19 protein-coding genes are annotated in these 18517 nt (G+C 58.4%); 2 read left to right on the top strand and 17 right to left on the bottom strand.

Features of this window, described 5'->3' with window-relative positions; genetic code table 11:
- Window positions 1-18 precede the first annotated feature (18 nt).
- From rpoS to cysG, 13 genes are all read right to left on the bottom strand, one after another.
- Window positions 19-1011, bottom strand: a complete 993-nt coding sequence (gene rpoS, locus DR88_RS07995; RefSeq protein WP_002915106.1) for an RNA polymerase sigma factor RpoS — start codon at window positions 1009-1011, stop codon at window positions 19-21.
- A 156-nt stretch (window positions 1012-1167) separates the two neighbouring features.
- On the bottom strand, window positions 1168-2304 hold the full coding sequence (gene nlpD / locus DR88_RS08000; RefSeq protein WP_004149542.1) for a murein hydrolase activator NlpD: 1137 nt from the start codon (window positions 2302-2304) through the stop codon (window positions 1168-1170).
- 125 nt (window positions 2305-2429) lie between these two features.
- A complete protein-coding gene (locus tag DR88_RS08005; RefSeq protein WP_002915108.1) occupies window positions 2430-3056 on the bottom strand; it encodes a protein-L-isoaspartate(D-aspartate) O-methyltransferase in 627 nt (208 codons plus the stop codon).
- Window positions 3050-3811, bottom strand: a complete 762-nt coding sequence (gene surE, locus DR88_RS08010; RefSeq protein WP_004142750.1) for a 5'/3'-nucleotidase SurE — start codon at window positions 3809-3811, stop codon at window positions 3050-3052. The genes DR88_RS08005 and surE overlap by 7 nt, the downstream gene beginning before the upstream one ends.
- A complete protein-coding gene (gene truD / locus DR88_RS08015; protein ID WP_004149545.1) occupies window positions 3792-4841 on the bottom strand; it encodes a tRNA pseudouridine(13) synthase TruD in 1050 nt (349 codons plus the stop codon). Before truD ends, surE begins: the two co-directional genes overlap by 20 nt.
- Entirely contained in the window at window positions 4838-5317 is a 480-nt protein-coding gene (ispF, locus tag DR88_RS08020; RefSeq protein WP_002915113.1) for a 2-C-methyl-D-erythritol 2,4-cyclodiphosphate synthase, read from the bottom strand. Before ispF ends, truD begins: the two co-directional genes overlap by 4 nt.
- Window positions 5317-6027, bottom strand: coding sequence for a 2-C-methyl-D-erythritol 4-phosphate cytidylyltransferase (gene ispD, locus DR88_RS08025; RefSeq protein ID WP_009485534.1), 711 nt, complete (start codon window positions 6025-6027; stop codon window positions 5317-5319). The genes ispF and ispD overlap by 1 nt, the downstream gene beginning before the upstream one ends.
- 19 nt (window positions 6028-6046) lie before the next feature.
- A complete protein-coding gene (gene ftsB / locus DR88_RS08030) occupies window positions 6047-6364 on the bottom strand; it encodes a cell division protein FtsB (protein WP_002915156.1) in 318 nt (105 codons plus the stop codon).
- 140 nt (window positions 6365-6504) lie between these two features.
- Window positions 6505-6831, bottom strand: a complete 327-nt coding sequence (locus DR88_RS08035; protein WP_002915157.1) for a DUF3561 family protein — start codon at window positions 6829-6831, stop codon at window positions 6505-6507.
- Between the two features lie 50 nt (window positions 6832-6881).
- Window positions 6882-7487 (bottom strand): adenylyl-sulfate kinase, encoded by a 606-nt coding sequence (gene cysC, locus DR88_RS08040; protein WP_002915158.1) that lies wholly within the window; start codon window positions 7485-7487, stop codon window positions 6882-6884.
- Window positions 7487-8914 carry a sulfate adenylyltransferase subunit CysN gene (gene cysN / locus DR88_RS08045; RefSeq protein WP_002915159.1) on the bottom strand — a complete coding sequence of 476 codons (1428 nt, stop codon included), beginning with the start codon at window positions 8912-8914 and terminating at the stop codon, window positions 7487-7489. The genes cysC and cysN overlap by 1 nt, the downstream gene beginning before the upstream one ends.
- A 9-nt stretch (window positions 8915-8923) precedes the next feature.
- Entirely contained in the window at window positions 8924-9832 is a 909-nt protein-coding gene (cysD, locus tag DR88_RS08050) for a sulfate adenylyltransferase subunit CysD (protein WP_002915160.1), read from the bottom strand.
- A 9-nt stretch (window positions 9833-9841) separates the two neighbouring features.
- Window positions 9842-11257 (bottom strand): siroheme synthase CysG, encoded by a 1416-nt coding sequence (gene cysG / locus DR88_RS08055; protein WP_004149547.1) that lies wholly within the window; start codon window positions 11255-11257, stop codon window positions 9842-9844.
- A 237-nt stretch (window positions 11258-11494) separates the two neighbouring features.
- On the opposite strand from cysG, the gene DR88_RS08060 reads away from it, so the two are divergent.
- Window positions 11495-12541, top strand: a complete 1047-nt coding sequence (locus tag DR88_RS08060; RefSeq protein WP_004149548.1) for an aminopeptidase — start codon at window positions 11495-11497, stop codon at window positions 12539-12541.
- Between the two features lie 72 nt (window positions 12542-12613).
- Here the strand turns inward: DR88_RS08060 and cysH are convergent, their stop codons facing one another.
- The 3 genes from cysH to cysJ all read right to left on the bottom strand — a co-directional run bounded on the left by cysH (window position 12614) and on the right by cysJ (window position 16958).
- Window positions 12614-13348 carry a phosphoadenosine phosphosulfate reductase gene (gene cysH / locus DR88_RS08065; protein ID WP_002915177.1) on the bottom strand — a complete coding sequence of 245 codons (735 nt, stop codon included), beginning with the start codon at window positions 13346-13348 and terminating at the stop codon, window positions 12614-12616.
- 98 nt (window positions 13349-13446) lie between these two features.
- Window positions 13447-15159, bottom strand: coding sequence for an assimilatory sulfite reductase (NADPH) hemoprotein subunit (gene cysI, locus DR88_RS08070; protein ID WP_004142787.1), 1713 nt, complete (start codon window positions 15157-15159; stop codon window positions 13447-13449).
- Window positions 15159-16958: an NADPH-dependent assimilatory sulfite reductase flavoprotein subunit gene (cysJ, locus tag DR88_RS08075; RefSeq protein ID WP_004149551.1), complete on the bottom strand. Its 1800-nt coding sequence runs from the start codon at window positions 16956-16958 to the stop codon at window positions 15159-15161. Before cysJ ends, cysI begins: the two co-directional genes overlap by 1 nt.
- 316 nt (window positions 16959-17274) lie before the next feature.
- On the opposite strand from cysJ, the gene queD reads away from it, so the two are divergent.
- Window positions 17275-17640, top strand: a complete 366-nt coding sequence (queD, locus tag DR88_RS08080) for a 6-carboxytetrahydropterin synthase QueD (protein WP_004174641.1) — start codon at window positions 17275-17277, stop codon at window positions 17638-17640.
- Window positions 17641-17680: 40 nt separating this feature from the next.
- Here queD and queE read toward each other — a convergent pair whose 3' ends face one another.
- Window positions 17681-18352, bottom strand: a complete 672-nt coding sequence (queE, locus tag DR88_RS08085) for a 7-carboxy-7-deazaguanine synthase QueE (RefSeq protein WP_025861022.1) — start codon at window positions 18350-18352, stop codon at window positions 17681-17683.
- Window positions 18353-18517 lie beyond the last annotated feature (165 nt).

Genomic DNA, 18517 nt, shown 5'->3' with positions numbered 1-18517 from the left:
TTTTTGACAGAAAACGTCTTATTCGCGGAAGAGCGCTTCGATATTCAGCCCCTGTCCCTGCAGAATTTCCCGCAGGCGACGCAGACCTTCCACCTGGATCTGCCGCACGCGTTCGCGGGTCAGGCCAATTTCACGGCCCACATCCTCCAGCGTGGCAGCTTCATAACCCAGCAGACCAAAACGACGTGCCAGAACTTCACGCTGCTTGGCGTTCAGTTCGAACAGCCATTTGACGATACTTTGCTTCATATCATCGTCCTGCGTGGTGTCTTCCGGGCCGTTCTCTTTCTCATCGGCCAGAATATCCAGCAGCGCTTTTTCTGAATCGCCACCCAGCGGAGTATCCACAGAGGTGATGCGCTCGTTCAGACGCAGCATACGGCTGACGTCATCGACCGGTTTGTCCAGCTGTTCGGCGATCTCTTCCGCGCTAGGCTCGTGGTCCAGCTTATGGGACAACTCGCGCGCGGTACGCAGATAGACGTTCAGCTCTTTAACAATATGGATCGGCAAACGGATCGTACGGGTTTGGTTCATGATCGCCCGTTCAATAGTCTGGCGGATCCACCAGGTCGCGTAGGTCGAAAAACGGAACCCACGTTCCGGGTCAAACTTCTCAACGGCGCGGATCAGGCCGAGGTTACCTTCTTCAATCAGATCCAGCAGCGCCAGACCACGATTGCTGTAACGACGGGCAATCTTCACCACCAGACGCAAGTTACTTTCAATCATGCGACGGCGTGAAGCGACATCACCACGCAGTGCGCGACGCGCGAAATAGACTTCCTCTTCCGCGGTCAGCAGTGGGGAATAACCAATCTCTCCAAGATAAAGCTGAGTGGCGTCAAGTACGCGCTGGGTTGCGCCTTGCGACAGCAGCTCTTCCTCAGCCAGATCGCTATCACTGGGTTCCTCTTCTACTAAGGCTTTCTCGTCGAAAACCTCAATTCCGTTCTCATCAAATTCCGCGTCTTCATTTAAATCATGAACTTTCAGCGTATTCTGACTCATAAAGGTGGCTCCTACCCGTGATCCCTGAGCAAAGCACCTTCCACGGCACATCAACAAACGACGCCTGGACGATTTCCCCTGCCCTCTCTGCGAGAGGAACGTAGACACGCCCTGGCGCCTGTTAGCTGATGCTTCGCTTATCCGTACTTTGCCAAATTATCGCTGCGGTAAGTACTGCAGCGGGTTGACGGATTTCCCCTTGTAACGAATTTCAAAATGTAACCTTGTTGAGCTGGTTCCGGTGCTACCCATGGTAGCGATTTTCTGCCCCGCTTTGACTTCCTGTTGCTCCCGAACCAGCATGGTATCGTTATGAGCGTAGGCACTCAGGTAATCATCGTTGTGTTTGATGATAATAAGATTACCGTAGCCGCGCAGTGCGTTACCGGCATAGACGACGCGCCCATCGGCGGTCGCGACAATAGCCTGTCCCTTACTGCCTGCAATATCGATACCTTTATTGCCGCCTTCCGCGCCGCTAAAGTTCTCGATAACCTTGCCATCAGTCGGCCAGCGCCATGCTGAGATCGGCGAACTGGTTGACGTACTGCTTGCAGTCGGCTGGGTTGTGCTCACCGTTGTTGGTGCCGTCACCGGCGCGACAACCGTTGTGGTTGTGGTCGCTGGTTTATTATTAGGCAACATCTTGGTAGCACTCTGTTCACCTGAAGATTCAGAATACGTAATAGTCGGTTGTGAAGCAACCACCGCGGTCGATTTTTGTGCAGAAGTTGTGCTGGTCGTCGCACCGCCGCTCGCTCTGGCGCTGGCCTGAGAAACGGCGTTTTCGCCGGTGATCGGCTGGCCTGAGGCGTTACCGACCTGCAGTACCTGCCCCACGTTCAGCGCGTACGGGGCCGGGATGTTGTTGCGTTGCGCCAGGTCGCGGAAATCGTTGCCGGTGACCCAGGCGATATAGAATAGCGTGTCGCCGCGTTTTACCGTATAGGTACTGCCGCCGGTATAGCTACCTTTCGGAATATCGCCATATTTGCGGTTGTAAACGATCCGGCCATTTACCGTCTGTACCGGCTCCTGCGCCACCGGCGCCGGCTGCGGCTGAATGGTCTGGGTCTGCATCGGCTGAATCGGCTGCGCCTGAGGAGCGGACTTGACGCCGGAGGGTGGCGGCGTAATCAGCATGCCGGAGTTGGTGCTGGAAGAGGCGGCGCCGCCGGCAGAGCTAACCGGCGCAGGCGGATTATTGGTGTTGGTACACCCGGCCAGCCAGAGTGAAACCAGTGAAAGAGCCGCAATACGGCTGACGGTAAATTTGGTGCTTCCCGCGCTCATTTATCCCCCAGGAATATGTTAACTGCCAATATCTTGCTTACCGGGCGGCGCCCGGCCAGGACACTGAAAAATGTGTCCACCCTACGCCTAAAGTCAGGCAAAAAAAACCTGGAATAATCCGGGTCTCAGGCCAGCTCCCCCTTCACCAGGGGAACAAAGCGAACGGCCTCGACGGTATCAATGATAAATTCGTTGCCCCGACGACGGATCCGTTTGAGAAACTGATGCTCTTCGCCGACCGGCAGCACCAGCACGCCGTCATCATCCAGCTGCGCCAGCAGCGCGGTCGGTATTTCCGGCGGCGCCGCCGTCACAATAATGGCATCAAACGGCGCCCGCGCCTGCCAACCTTGCCACCCATCGCCATGACGGGTTGAAACATTATGTAAATCAAGTTGTTTCAGGCGACGACGCGCCTGCCACTGTAAACTCTTAATTCGCTCTACCGAGCATACGTGATGCACCAGATGCGCCAGGATGGCCGTCTGGTAGCCGGAACCGGTGCCGATCTCCAGCACCCGCGACTCCGGCGTCAGCGTCAGCAGCTCGGTCATCCGCGCCACCATATACGGCTGGGAGATGGTCTGCCCCTGGCCAATCGGCAGCGCGGTGTTTTCCCACGCTTTATGTTCAAAGGCTTCATCAACAAACTTTTCGCGCGGGACCAGCGCGATCGCCTCGAGGACACGTTCATCGACGATGCCCTGCGTGCGCAGTTGATTCAACAAACTTTCAACACGTTTACTTACCATTGCCTGTCAACCCCGACACGTTCCAGCCAATCGGTGACCACCTCATGCGCCTGATGGGCGGTTAAATCGACGTGCAATGGCGTCACGGAAACATAGCCTTCATCCACTGCCGCAAAATCGGTGCCCGGCCCGGCATCGCGCTTATCGCCCGGCGGGCCAATCCAGTACAGGGTGTTGCCGCGCGGATCTTTTTGCGGAATCACCTGGTCGGCCGGATGGCGGTTGCCGCAGCGGGTGACGCGAATGCCCTTGATTTGATCAAGCGGGAGATCCGGCACGTTGATGTTAAGGATCCGCCCGGTACGCAGCGGCTCGCGGCTTAAGGCGCGCAGAATGGTGCAGGTTACCGCCGCGGCGGTATCGTAATGCTGATAGCCGTTCAGCGACACGGCCAGCGCGGGGAACCCCAGATGACGGCCTTCCATCGCCGCGGCCACGGTGCCGGAATAGATGACGTCGTCGCCCAGGTTGGGGCCGGCATTAATGCCGGAAACCACGATGTCCGGACGCGGGCGCATCAGCGCGTTCACGCCGAGATAGACACAGTCGGTCGGGGTGCCCATCTGGACGGCGATGTCGCCATTTTCAAAGGTAAACGTACGCAGGGACGATTCCAGCGTCAGCGAATTTGAGGCCCCGCTGCGGTTACGATCGGGTGCAACCACCTGGACCTCGGCAAACTCCCTTAAGGCCTTCGCAAGGGTCTGTATCCCCGGCGCATGGATCCCGTCATCGTTACTCAGCAATATTCGCATAGTCACCCGTTGTATTGATAAGCTCCCTGACCACGCTGGTGGCGAAGCTGCCCGCCGGCAGCCAGAAACGCAGTTCAACGGTTACGTCATCCCACCAGTTCCAGCTGAGCTGCTGTGGATAGAGAAGCATCGCCCGGCGCGCCGCCTCGACTTTCTCCCGCACCAGCAGCGCCTGTAACGCGGTTTCCTCGGCGATCGCGGCCTGCTCGAAAGCCAGGGCGTCGCGCTGGCTTCCCCAGTCGCCGCAGCCCGGCAGCGTGGCCGTAATCATCAGTTCGCGGTTATGCACCCGCGCCTGCGAAACCTCGAGTTCTTCCGGTGTGACGACAAACCAGCTCCCGCGCCCCGCTAATTGTAGCGCATCGCCATCAACGACCTGATTAAATTCCGTTTTTTTTAATCTAATACTCACTTGCTGATTAAACAACGCGCTGCGGGCTGCCGACAACCAAAAACTGCGCTTATTGCGATCGCGCACTGGCGCGCCGCTCTCCGCCCAGCGCAGGGCACCCTGCAGGTTACTGCCGCCAATGCCAAAGCGCTGCGCGCCGAAATAGTTCGGCACTCCCCGTTCAGCGATGGCCTGCAGACGCGTCTCCACGTCCTGGCGATCGCTAATCTCGCGCAGGATCACGGTAAACTGGTTGCCTTTCAGCGCGCCTAAACGCAGCTTACGCTTATGGCGAGCATATTCCAGTACCTGGCAGCCCTCGAGCTGAAATTTGCTCAGGTCCGGCATCTCTTTGCCGGGCACCCGGGCGCACAGCCACTGCTCGGTGACCGCGTGCTTATCTTTTTGCCCGGCGAAGCTCACTTCACGGGCGTGGATCTTAAGGAATTTCGCCAGCGCGTCGGCGACAAAGCGCGTATTGCAGCCGTTTTTCAGGATCCGCACCAGCACGTGTTCGCCTTCGCCGTCCGGGGCAAATCCCAGATCTTCCACCACCAGAAAATCTTCCGGATTGGCTTTCAGCAGCCCACTGCTCTGCGGCTTGCCGTGCAGCCAGGTCAGTTGGTCAAAGGCGATCATTTGTCGGCCTTACGCAGCAGCGCAACCGCTTCGCAGGCGATCCCTTCCCCGCGGCCGGTGAAGCCGAGCTTCTCGGTGGTGGTCGCTTTCACGTTGACGTCGTCCATATGGCAGCCGAGATCCTCAGCGATAAAGACGCGCATCTGCGGAATATGCGGCAGCATTTTCGGCGCCTGGGCAATAATCGTGACGTCGACGTTGCCGAGCGTATAGCCCCTGGCCTGAATGCGGCGCCATGCTTCGCGCAGCAGTTCGCGGCTATCGGCACCTTTAAACGCCGGATCGGTATCGGGGAACAGCTTGCCGATATCGCCCAGCGCCGCGGCGCCAAGCAGCGCGTCGGTCAGCGCATGCAGCGCGACGTCGCCGTCGGAGTGGGCCAGCAGCCCTTTTTCATAAGGAATGCGTACCCCGCCAATGATGATTGGGCCTTCACCGCCAAAAGCGTGTACGTCAAAACCATGTCCAATTCGCATTAAGCTTTCTCCTGGTGTCGGGAACGGGTGAGGTAAAATTCAGCCAGCGCCAGGTCTTCCGGGCGCGTCACTTTAATATTATCCGCGCGTCCGGCGACCAGCTGCGGATGGAAGCCGCAGTACTCCAGCGCCGAGGCTTCATCGGTGATAGTGGCTCCCTCGTTTAGCGCGCGAGTGAGGCAATCCACCAGCAGCTCGCGAGGGAAAAATTGCGGGGTGAGCGCATGCCACAGGTCATTGCGGTCGACGGTATGGGCGATAGCGGTTTTGCCCGGCTCGGCGCGCTTCATGGTGTCGCGCACTGGCGCCGCAAGGATCCCGCCGACGCGGCTGGTTTCGCAGAGCGACAGCAGGCGGCTGAGGTCGTCCTGATGCAGGCAGGGGCGCGCGGCGTCATGCACCAGCACCCACTGCGCCTCTGGCAACGCCTGCAGGCCGGCGAGCACCGAATCGGCGCGCTCAGCGCCGCCATCCACCACGGTAATTTGCGGATGCTGCGCCAGCGGCAGCTGGCTGAAGCGGCGATCGCCGGGGCTGACGGCAATCACCACCCGCTGGACGCGCGCATCCGCCAGCAGCGCGGCGACCGCGTGTTCGAGAATCGTTTTGTTACCGATTGAGAGATATTGTTTCGGGCATTCCGTTTGCATGCGGCGGCCGAAACCGGCTGCCGGCACCACGGCGCAAACGCCCGGAAAAGTGGCTGCCATGTTGTAATCCTGGGCCTGGTTATCGATTGTTCTGCTGTTGCCCCGATGCCTGATTGCGTTTAGACGCATCCGGTACCAGACGATAGAAGGTTTCGCCCGGGCGGGTCATGCTGAGTTCATTGCGCGCACGCTCCTCAATCGCTTCCTGCCCGCCGTTGAGGTCGTCAATTTCGGCAAACAGCTGATCGTTGCGTGCTTTTAATTTGGCGTTAGTCGCCTGCTGGGCGGTGACGTCGTCGTTAACCCGCGTGTAGTCGTGCAGGCCGTTTTTACCGAACCACAGCGAATACTGTAGCCAGACCAGCAAAGCTAATAATAGCAGCGTTAGTTTACCCATCCTGCCCCCTGAAAAACGGCATCATCATCCCAAAACTCGCCCGGGTACGCTACCGGGGCGCGCGGACGATGCCGCGTAACGCGGGGACTGTACCATATTTTTGCTGTCGATACCCATGCTTGATTCATACCAGCAACGGGTTATCCCAACAGCCAGAGGAAGAGTAGCGCAAACATCAGTCCAACGGTCAGGATGGTCGCGCTGACGCTATAGAGCAGTTTGCCATTGAGCAGAGAGTGCAGCGCAATACCGACCACCACCGCCACCGGCATCAACGCAAGGAAGAATGGCCAGGTGTAGAGGAGAAAGAAGAGTGTATTACTGCCATAGAGAAGGAAGGGAATACCCAGCGCCAGCAGCCACGAAATAAAGCCCACGGCAGCGCCCGACAAAGACCAGGTGGTCTCGTCGCCGATCGCCGGAGGCGGTTCTGAACGAATAATACTGAGGTTCTGGGTATTGCGCATATCGAATCCTGTAGACCGGGCAACCGGCACCCCTCGATGCCGCTGCCGTTTCAGGATCTGATAATATCGCTCTGTTGCAGCAGGTCTAATAGTTGGTGCACCAAATTTGTTACCAATTGTTCACCATCCAGATGAATTTCCGCCTTTTCCGGTGCCTCATAGACCGAGTCTATACCGGTGAAATTGCGTAATTCCCCTGCCCGCGCTTTCTTATACAATCCTTTCGGATCCCGCGCCTCGCAGATGGCCAGCGGGGTATCGACGAACACTTCGATAAAGCGTCCTTCCCCGAGGCGCTCGCGCACCATCTGCCGTTCCGCACGGTGCGGAGATATAAATGCCGTCAATACCACCAGCCCGGCATCGACCATCAGCCTGGCCACTTCGCCGACGCGGCGAATGTTCTCTTTGCGATCCTCATCGCTGAATCCCAGGTCGCTGCACAGGCCATGGCGCACGTTATCGCCGTCCAGCAGATAGGTGCTGACGCCGCGCTCATGCAGGGCCTCCTCCAGCGCCCCGGCGACGGTGGATTTACCCGACCCCGAAAGGCCGGTAAACCACAGCACCACGCCGCGATGGCCGTGATGCTGTTCCCGCTGCTGTTGGGTCACAGGGTGGGCATGCCAGACGACGTTTTCGTCATGCTGGGCCATTATTTGCCTCCCAGCAGGTCGCGGGCGTCCCAGTGCGGGAAATGTTTACGGATCAGCTGGTTCAGCTCCAGCTCGAAGGCGCTGTACTGTGATGCCGAAGTCGATGCCTGCAGGTGCGGCTCGTTGACCATCCCGGCGCCGACGGTGACGTTGGTCAGGCGATCGATAAAGATAAGCCCGCCGGTCACCGGGTTTTGCTGATACGGATCCAGCACTAAAGGTTCGTCAAAGGTCAGCTCCACCAGGCCGATGCCGTTCAGCGGCAGAGACTCGACTTCACGCTGGGTCAGGTTGTTAATATCGACCTGGTAGCGGATAGCGTCGACGCGAGCGCGGGTCTTCTTGCCGGCGATTTTGATGTCGTAGCTCTGGCCCGGGGTCAGCGGCTGTTCGGCCATCCACACCACGTCGATGCTGGCGCTCTGTACCGCCGGCAGCGAGGCTTGCGCGTCAACCAGCAGGTCGCCGCGACTGATGTCGATTTCATCTTTCAGCACAAGGGTAATGGCTTCGCCGGCGGCGGCTTCCTGCAGGTCGCCGTCGAAGGTGACGATACGCGCTACGCTCGATTCGACGCCCGACGGCAGCACCTTCAGACGCTGGCCAACCTGCACGGTACCGGAGGCGACCGTGCCGGAGAAGCCGCGGAAATCAAGGTTCGGACGGTTAACATACTGCACCGGGAAGCGCAGCGGCTGGCTCTCGACCACCCGCTGGATCTCCACGGTTTCGAGGACCTCCAGCAGCGTCGGGCCACTGTACCACGGCATATTCGCGCTCTGGCTGGCGACATTATCGCCTTCCAGCGCCGACAACGGCACAAAGCGGATATCAAGGTTGCCCGGCAGCTGCTCGGCAAAGGTCAGATAATCTTCCCGGATCTCGTTGAAGCGCGCTTCGCTAAACTCGACGAGATCCATTTTGTTGATCGCCACTACCAGGTGTTTAATGCCCAGCAGCGTCGAGATGAAGCTGTGACGGCGAGTCTGGTCGAGCACGCCCTTGCGCGCATCGATCAGCAGGATCGCCAGGTCGCAGGTGGACGCCCCGGTGGCCATATTGCGCGTGTACTGCTCGTGCCCCGGGGTGTCGGCGATGATAAATTTGCGCTTTTCGGTCGAGAAGTAGCGATAGGCCACGTCGATGGTGATGCCCTGCTCGCGCTCAGCCTGCAGGCCGTCCACCAGCAGCGCCAGGTCCAGTTTTTCGCCCTGGGTGCCGTGACGCTTGCTGTCGTTGTGCAGCGAAGAGAGCTGGTCTTCATAGATCTGGCGCGTATCGTGCAGCAGGCGGCCAATTAAGGTGCTTTTGCCGTCATCGACGCTGCCGCAGGTCAAAAAACGCAGCAGGCTCTTGTGCTGTTGCGCGTGCAGGTAAGCTTCTACGCCGCCTTCGTTGGCAATTTGTTGGGCAATGGTCGTGTTCATGGCGGCTCCTTAGAAATACCCCTGACGTTTCTTCAGCTCCATCGAGCCGGCCTGGTCGCGGTCAATGACGCGCCCCTGACGTTCGCTGGTGGTCGATACCAGCATCTCTTCAATAATTTCGGGTAGCGTCTGCGCTTCAGACTCCACCGCGCCGGTCAGCGGCCAGCAGCCGAGGGTACGGAAACGCACCATCCGTTTTTCAATCACCTCGCCCGGCTGCAGATCGATACGGTCGTCATCGATCATCATCAGCATACCGTCGCGCTCCAGCACCGGACGCTCAGCGGCCAGATACAGCGGCACGATTTCAATATTTTCCAGATAGATGTACTGCCAGATATCCAGCTCGGTCCAGTTGGAGAGCGGGAAGACGCGGATGCTTTCGCCTTTGTTAATCTGGCCGTTGTAGTTGTGCCACAGCTCCGGACGCTGATTTTTCGGGTCCCAGCGGTGGAAGCGGTCGCGGAAGGAGTAGATGCGCTCTTTCGCGCGGGATTTCTCTTCGTCGCGACGCGCGCCGCCGAACGCGGCGTCAAAGCCGTATTTGTTCAGCGCCTGCTTCAGGCCTTCGGTTTTCATGATATCGGTATGCTTGGCGCTGCCGTGGACAAACGGGTTGATGCCCATCGCCACCCCTTCCGGATTTTTATGCACCAGCAGTTCACAGCCGTAGGCTTTAGCGGTCCGGTCGCGGAACTCATACATCTCACGGAATTTCCAGCCGGTATCGACGTGCAGCAGCGGGAACGGCAGGGTTCCCGGATAAAACGCTTTGCGCGCCAGATGCAGCATTACGCTGGAATCTTTCCCGATGGAGTACATCATTACCGGGTTAGAAAATTCGGCGGCCACCTCACGAATAATATGGATGCTTTCCGCCTCCAGTTGCCGCAGGTGAGTGAGTCGTTTTTGGTCCATAACCGTTCCTTAAGCCAGATTGACCACCGAAGCGTTAAACCCCTCGGCGGATGATGTATGTTGAAACCAGGCGAGCTGCTGATGCAGCTGCACCACTTCGCCTACCACCAGCAGGGCGGGCATCGGGGCGTCTTTCGCCAGGTGTTCGAGTTGTTGCAATGTGCCGGTTATCGTCTGCTGATCGTCACGGGTGCCGCGGGAAATTACCGCCACCGGCGTGTCGCTGTCGCGACCGTGGGCGATCAGCTGGGCGCTGATTTCCGCTGCCTTCATGGTGCCCATGTAGATCGCCAACGTCTGTTGGCTCTTCGCCAGCAGCGACCAATCGAAGGGGGCGCTGTCCGGCTTATAGTGGCCGGTGACAAAGACGGCGCTTTGCGCATAATCGCGATGGGTCAGCGGAATACCGGCGTAGGCCGTCGCCCCGGCGGCTGCGGTGACGCCCGGCACCACCTGGAACGGGATCCCCGCCTCGGCGGCAGCCTGCAGCTCTTCTGCGCCGCGGCCAAAAATAAACGGATCGCCGCCCTTCAGGCGCACGACGGTTTTCCCCGCCTTCGCCGCCTCCACCAGCAGCAGATTGGTTTCATGCTGCGGCACCGAGTGCTCGCCGGCGCGTTTGCCAACGCAGATCAGCTCGGCATCGCGACGCACCAGCTCGAGAACCGGCTGAGTCACCAGATGATCGTGGAAAACCACGTCCGCCTGCTGGATCGCCTGCAGACCGCGAAGGGTCAGCAGCCCGGCATCGCCCGGCCCGGCGCCGACCAGAATAATTTCTCCCGTCTCGCGTTCGGGTTTGTCGAGCTCATCCTGCAGCGCTTTTTCCGCCTCCGCAGAGTTGCCCGCCACCATCAGGCTGGCAAAGCGGCCGGTAAAGACGCGCTCCCAGAAGCGGCGACGCGCTTCGGTAGTCGTCAGGCGGGTTTTCAGATGGTTGCGCCAGTAGCTTGCTGATTCCGCCAGCCGACCGAGATTCGTCGGCAGCAGCGCTTCGATTTTTTCACGCAGAATGCGCGACAACACCGGCGCTTTACCGCTGGAGGAGATCGCCACCAGCAGCGGCGAACGGTCGACGATAGAAGGGAAAACAAACGAGCACAGCGCCTGGTTATCCACCACGTTGACCAACCGGTAGCGCGCGTTAGCTGCCGCAAACACCCGCTGGTTAAGCGCCTCATCCTCGGTGGCCGCAATCACCAGAAAGACATCATCCACCAGCGAGTCGCTGAATTCCGTCGCCCGCCAGCTGAGTGCCTGGCGCGCAGCCAGATCGGCCAGCGCCGGTGACAGCGTTTCAGCGACCACCTGCACCTGCGCCTGGGCGCGCAGCAGGAACTTGATCTTACGTTCAGCAATCTCGCCGCCGCCGATCACCAGCACGGGCCTTTGTTTCAGTTCGGCAAAAAGGGGCAAGTAATCCACGGTGCAACAACTCTCTTACATTCAGCGATACTGCGACTATAGGGTGCGCCTTAGAGCAAATGAAATTACGAAATGGAATGAGTTGTGACACAAAGGAATAACGCGGCGGAAATACAAATATCAAAAAGTGCTTAACGCGCTATTTTTCCGCTATTTAAGAGCAATTGAAATTGTTTAACCGCGGTCACAGTTTCATACTGTACGCGTCAAATTGTCTTGTTCGTGTAAGGACCCCTTATGTTTTCCGCGTTGTGCCGCCGTCTGCTTCCGCTGGCGCTCGGCACCGGTTTTGTTTTTGCCGCCGCCCCCGCATTCAGCGCGCTGGGCGACACCGCCAGTAGCCAGGCCCGCCATATCGCCACCGTCTTCCCGGGACGAATGACCGGAACGCCGCCGGAAATGCTCTCAGCTGACTATCTGCGCCAGCAGTTCGCCCTGATGGGGTATCAGAGCGACGTGCGAAGCTTCAATACCCGCTATATCTATACCGACAGCAATCAGCGCAAGAACTGGCATAACGCCACCGGCAGTACGGTGATCGCCGCCCATGAAGGTAAAGTGCGCCAGCAGATTATTATCATGGCACACCTCGACACCTATGCGCCGCAGAGCGATAAAGACGTGGAGAACAACCTCGGCGGCCTGACGCTGCAGGGCATCGACGACAACGCGATGGGACTTGGCGTGTTGCTGGAGCTGGCGGAGCATTTAAAGAACGTCCCTACCCGCTATGGCATCCGCTTTATCGCCACCAGCGGTGAAGAGGAAGGCCGTCTCGGCGCGCAAAACCTGCTGCAGCGGATGAGCGAAGCGGAAAAGAACAATACCCTGCTGGTGATCAATCTCGATAATCTGGTGGTGGGCGATAAGCTTTACTTCAACAGCGGCCGCAGCACGCCGGCCTCGGTGCGCAAGCTGACCCGCGATCGCGCGCTGGCTATCGCTCGCAGCAAGGGCATCGCCGCCTACACCAACCCGGGACTCAACCCGGCTTATCCGAAAGGCACCAGCTGCTGCAATGACGCCAGCGTCTTCGACAACGCCGGGATCCCGGTGCTGTCGGTCGAGGCGACTAACTGGTCACTCGGCAAAAAAGATGGCTATCAGCAGCGGAGCAAATCGGCCAGTTTCCCGCAGGGAACCAGTTGGCATGACGTCCAGCTGGATAATCAGCAGTATATCGACCACGCGCTGCCCGGGCGCATCGAACACCGCGGACGCGAGGTAGTGAAAGTCATGCTGCCGCTGGTGAAAGAGCTGGCGAAGGTGGAGAAGAAAAGCTAATACGCACAAAAGAACGCGCGGTATCGCCCGCGTGTTCTTTTTGAATTATCACTCAGAGGAAGAGCTAACAGCTTAACCCTCGTGCAATCCGCACTCGCGTTTAAGCCCGAAGAACCGGGTCTCTTCTTCTGCCATGCCCGGCTCCCACTTGCGGGTGGTGTGGGTATCGCCTACCGACAGATAGCCCTGATCCCACAGCGGGTGGTACTTCAGCCCGTGCTTTTGCAGGTACTGATACACCGTGCGGTTATCCCAGTCGATAATCGGTAGCACCTTGAACACCCCGCGCTGGACCGCCAGCACCGGAAGCGTAGCCCGGCTGCCCGACTGCTCGCGGCGCAGACCGGCAAACCACGTCTGCGCATTGAGCTCTTTCAGCGCCCGGTTCATCGGCTCAACCTTGTTGATCTCATTGTATTTCTCAATGCCCTCAACGCCCTGCTCCCACAGCTTGCCGTAGCGCGCCTCCTGCCAGGCCGCGCTTTCAGCCGCGCGGTAGACCTTCAGGTTCAGCTTGAGCTTGTCCGTCAGCTCGTCAATAAATTGATAGGTTTCCGGGAACAGGTAGCCGGTATCGGTGAGGATCACCGGAATATCCGGGCGGATCTGATTCACCAGATGCAAACTGACCGCCGCCTGAATGCCAAAGCTCGACGACAGCACATAGTTTCCCGGCAGATTTTCCAGCGCCCACGCCACACGCCCTTCGGCGTCAAGCTTTTCCAGTTGGGCGTTGGTTTCCGCGAGTGCCAGAATGCGTTCCACTTTCGGCAATGCATTAAGCGCGTTTAGATCGAGTACGGACATATGAACCTCGTTTGCCTGTTTTGCCGGACGACACTGCGTTCGTCCGGCCTACGGGTTTCGCTGGCCCGGAGCGCTACGCGCCACCGGGCACCAGGATGTTATTCCCAGAAATCGCGGGCTGGGTCGAGCACCGGGCGAATGATGCCCGCACGCACCGTAAAATCGCCGAAGCCTTCACCCGCTTCGCGCTCTTTCGCCCAGCGCCCTACCAGTTCGTCTAGCGAGTCGAGAATTTCCGACTCGGTAATATTCTCACGGTACATCCGCGGGATGCGGGTGCCGTTGCGGTTACCGCCGATGTGCAGGTTATAGCGGCCCGGCGCTTTGCCCACCAGTCCCACTTCCGCCAGCATCGCGCGGCCGCAGCCGTTCGGGCAGCCGGTGACGCGGGTGACGATATGCTCATCGCTCACGCCGTGCTTGCTCATCACCCCTTCCACCTTGTCGATAAAGGACGGCAGGAAACGCTCGGCTTCCGCCATCGCCAGCGGGCAGGTCGGGAAGGAGACGCAGGCCATCGAGTTTTCGCGCTGCGGGGTGACGGCATTCATCAAACCATGATCCCGCGCGAGCTTCTCGATCCGCGCCTTCTGATCTTCCGGTACGCTGGCGACAATCAGGTTCTGGTTAGCGGTGATGCGGAATTCGCCTTGATGGACCTTAGCAATCTCCAGCAGGCCTGTCTTCAGCGGACGACCCGGATAATCGAGAATGCGGCCGTTTTCAATAAACAGCGTCAGGTGCCACTTATCATCAATCCCCTTCACCCAGCCGATGCGATCGCCGCGGCCGGTAAATTCGTACGGGCGGATCGGCTCAAACTTAATGCCTGCCCGGCGCTCCACTTCCGCTTTGAAGGTTTCGACACCGACGCGCTCAAGGGTGTACTTGGTTTTCGCATTCTTACGGTCGGTACGGTTGCCCCAGTCGCGCTGGGTGGTCACAACCGCTTCCGCCACCGCCAGCGTATGCTCCAGCGGCAGATAACCGAATTCGCTCGCCGTGCGGGCGTAGGTTTTTTTGTTACCATGTTCGATAGAGAGACCGCCGCCCACCAGCAGGTTAAAGCCTACCAGCTTGCCATTTTCGGCAATCGCCACGAAGTTCATGTCGTTAGCGTGCAGATCGATATCGTTCTGCGGCGGGATCACCACCGTGGTTTTAAACTTACGCGGCAGATAGGTCTGGCCGAGGATCGGCTCTTCGTCGGTAGTGGCGACCTTTTTCTGATCCAGCCAGATCTCGGCATAAGCGCGGGTACGCGGCAGCAGATGCTCAGAGATCTTTTTCGCCCACTCGTAGGCCTCAGCGTGCAGCTGCGACTCGTACGGGTTGGAGGTGCACAGCACGTTACGGTTCATATCGTTGGCGGTGGCCAGCGCGTCCAGCCCCACCGAGTGCAGCATCTGATGCACCGGCTTGACGTTCTTTTTCAGAATGCCGTGGAACTGAAAGGTCTGCCGGTTGGTCAGGCGAATACTGCCGTAAATGGTGTTCTCAGCGGCAAACTTATCGATCGCCTTCCACTGGGTGGTGGTGATCACCCCGCCCGGCAGACGGCAGCGGAGCAGCATCGCATGACGCGGCTCCAGCTTCTGGGCGGCGCGCTCCGCGCGGATATCGCGATCGTCCTGCTGGTACATGCCGTGGAAACGGATCAGCAGGAAGTTATCGCCTTTAAAACCGCCGGTCAGACCGTCGTTTAAATCTTCCGCAATGGTGCCGCGCAGGTAGTTGCTCTCAAGCTTCATGCGCTCGGCATCGCTCAGTTTACCTTCGACCACTAAAGGCCCCGGATGTTTTTCGCTCATTAGTAGACATCTCGCTGATAACGGCGCTCAACGCGCAGCTCACTTAAAAATTCGTCCGCCGCTTCGGCGTCCATCGCGCCGTATTCGGCAATCACTTCCAGTAAGGTGTTTTCCACGTCCTTCGCCATACGATTGGCGTCGCCGCAGACATAAATGTGGGCGCCGTCATTGATCCAGCGCCACAGCTCGGCCCCCTGCTCGCGCAGTTTGTCCTGCACATAGATTTTTTGTTGTTGATCGCGGGACCAGGCCAGATCGATACGGGTCAGCAGACCTTCCTTCACATAGCTCTGCCACTCCACCTGATAGAGGAAATCTTCGGTGAAGTGCGGGTTGCCGAAGAACAACCAGTTCTTGCCTTGCGCTCCGTCCGCAGCGCGCTGCTGCATAAAGGCGCGGAACGGCGCAATACCGGTGCCCGGGCCAATCATGATCACCGGGGTCTCCGGGTTGGCTGGCAGACGGAAGTTGTCGTTGTGTTCGATAAAGACACGGACTTCGCCATCCTCTTCCACGCGGTCGGCGAGGAAGCTGGAGGCGCCGCCAGCCCGGGCGCGGCCTTCAATTTCATAGCGCACCACGCCCACGGTGACATGCACCTCGCTCTCCACTTCCGCCTGTGAGGAAGCAATGGAGTACAGGCGCGGCGTCAGCGGACGCAGCAGACCGATTAACGCCTCGGCGTCCAGCTGCGCTGGAGAGAAACGGACCATATCGACGATCGGCGTCGCGGCGGCATACTGCTGCAACTGAGCTTTATCGCCCACCAGCGGCAGCAGCGATTCGCTGCGCGTCAGGGTGGCGTAGTTTTCAACGATAGTCGCGGTGTTAACCGTCAGCTCAAAGTGCCACTGCAGGGCTTCCGACAGCGGCAGAGTTTTGCCCTCAACGGTCACCGGCTCGTCGCCTTTCAGCCACAGCAGCTCCACCAGCTCTTTCACCAGCTGAGGATCGTTCTGGTACCAGACGCCCAGGGCGTCGCCCGGCTGATAGCGCAGACCGGAATCACCGAGGTCTATTTCGATATGGCGCACATCTTTTTCTGAATTGCGGCCGGTGATTTTCTGATTGACCGACAGGGTCGCCGTCAGGGGCGCTTCTTTGGTATATGGGCTGGTGTGAATATCGTTCACCGCGCCGCTGGTGGCCAGCTGAGCGGGCGCAGCGACCGGCGCACGAGCCTTCAGCGCCTCAACCACGCGCGCGCGCCATTCAGCGGCCGCGGCCTGATATTCAACGTCGGCATCAACGCGATCGAGCAGACGTTCCGCGCCGAGCTCGGCCAGCTTGCTGTCGAAATCTTTGCCGGACTGACAGAAAAATTCATAAGAGGTATCGCCGAGACCAAAGACGGCGAACGCGGTCCCGTCCAGCTTCGGCGCTTTCTTAGAGAACAGGAACTTATGCAATGCGACCGCTTCTTCCGGCGGCTCTCCTTCCCCCTGGGTGGACGTCACTACCACCAGCAGTTTTTCCGCAGCAATTTGTTTGAATTTATAATCGCCTGCATTCACCAGCTTCACGTTCAGCTTCGCCGCCAGCAGATCGTCACGCAGCGCTTCGGCGACGCGGCGGGCGTTGCCGGTTTGCGAGGCGGAAATCAGCGTGATCGTCGGTACCTCGGCGGCCGGGGCGGGGGCGGCTACCGCTGCGCCGGACTGCTGATTCAGCACGCCCCAGAAATAGCCAGATACCCAGGCGAGCTGAGTGGGCGTGAAGTCAGTGGTGGCCGCCTGAAGGCGCGCCAGTTGCTCCGGGTTGAGCGGCAGCAAGTTGGAAGGTGGGGCCTGTGTCGTCATGCGTCGTTTGTTCCAGTAAGCAAAGCTGTTATTCGCACCCTGTCAGCGCGACAAAAACAGAAGAGAATAGAAGGTTAACGGCGGGCATAGTAACAATTAAAGAAGGGATGGAAATAATAAATAACCAAATGGACTAACCTGTTTTAGTTGTAGTTATTAACAACAAAATCGATTAAATAAGCAATTGAAATATAAGAGATTAAATCAAATAAAGCAGATAAACATGTCCATTTTCTGTTCACGGCCGTTTTAGTTAATGCGAAAAAATGTACTTTCCGGTACCCTACGGCGGTTTTTTTCGTCCTGTTGAGAGTCAATGATGTCCACCACGCTGTTTAAAGATTTCACCTTCGAAGCCGCCCACCACCTGCCGCACGTCCCGGAAGGACACAAATGCGGTCGCCTGCATGGCCACTCCTTTATGGTGCGTCTGGAGATCACCGGTGAAGTCGATCCCCATACAGGGTGGATCATGGATTTTGCCGAGCTGAAGGCCGCCTTTAAGCCGACATACGATCGCCTCGACCACTATTATCTGAACGATATTCCTGGTCTGGAAAACCCCACCAGCGAAGTGCTGGCCAAATGGATCTGGGATGAGATGAAACCGCGGGTGCCGCTGCTGAGCGCCGTGATGGTCAAAGAGACCTGCACCGCCGGCTGCGTCTATCGCGGCGAGTAAGCGATAAAAAGCCCGGTCAGTACGCTGCCGGGCTTTTTTATCAGGCAATATTCAGATACTTGTGCGTCTGCATGGACAGGCGCCAGTTGCGGGCGATGCAGGTGTCGATACACAGGCGCGTCGCATCTTCTTTCTGACTGATCGGCTGCAGGGCGATGATCCGCGGTTTGTCATCGCTCAGCGTTTCCAGCAGTTCGTCCAGCGCTTCTATGTCGCGGACGCGCCCTACCGGATGCTTGATCTCATCCGCCCGCTGCAGGGCCTGAGACAGCACGTCATAGCCACCGCGCATGTTGATCTTCGGGGAAACCGTCACCCAGGTATTGGGGCTGCAGCGTACTTCATGGGTGCCGCTGGTTTCAATCTGACAGCTAAAGCCGTTTTGTTCCAGAAGCGAGGTTAACGGCGTTAAATCATGAATGCAGGGCTCACCGCCGGTAATGACCACGTGGCGGGCTGTCCACCCCTGCCGCCCAATAATCGCCAGCAGATCCTCGCTGCTTGCCGGGCCCCACTTGTCGCTCTCTTTGGTTTTCGCCAGGATGCTGAACAACGACACTTCCCGATCGGCCAGCTTGTCCCAGGTATGCTTGGTGTCACACCACGCGCATCCTACCGGGCATCCCTGCAGACGAATAAAGATGGCAGGCACGCCGGTGAAGTAACCCTCGCCTTGCAGGGTCTGGAACATCTCGTTAATCGGGTACTGCATAGTCATCTCTGTTTAGGGTGATAAACGTTCATTATCGCAGATTTCGCTGCCCAGGTCTTGTCCTGCGCTGCGATCGCTTTTTTACCCCTCCGTCAATATCCGTGTCGGGAATAATATTATTGATTAAAAAGGCAATCTTTTCTTTTGGCTTAGTTTATTAGCATG

It is taken from the genome of Klebsiella pneumoniae (assembly GCF_000742135.1).
Lineage (GTDB): Bacteria > Pseudomonadota > Gammaproteobacteria > Enterobacterales > Enterobacteriaceae > Klebsiella > Klebsiella pneumoniae.
The sequence above is the reverse complement of the archived record's forward strand: the minus strand, read 5'-3'. Positions and strand labels throughout refer to the sequence as shown.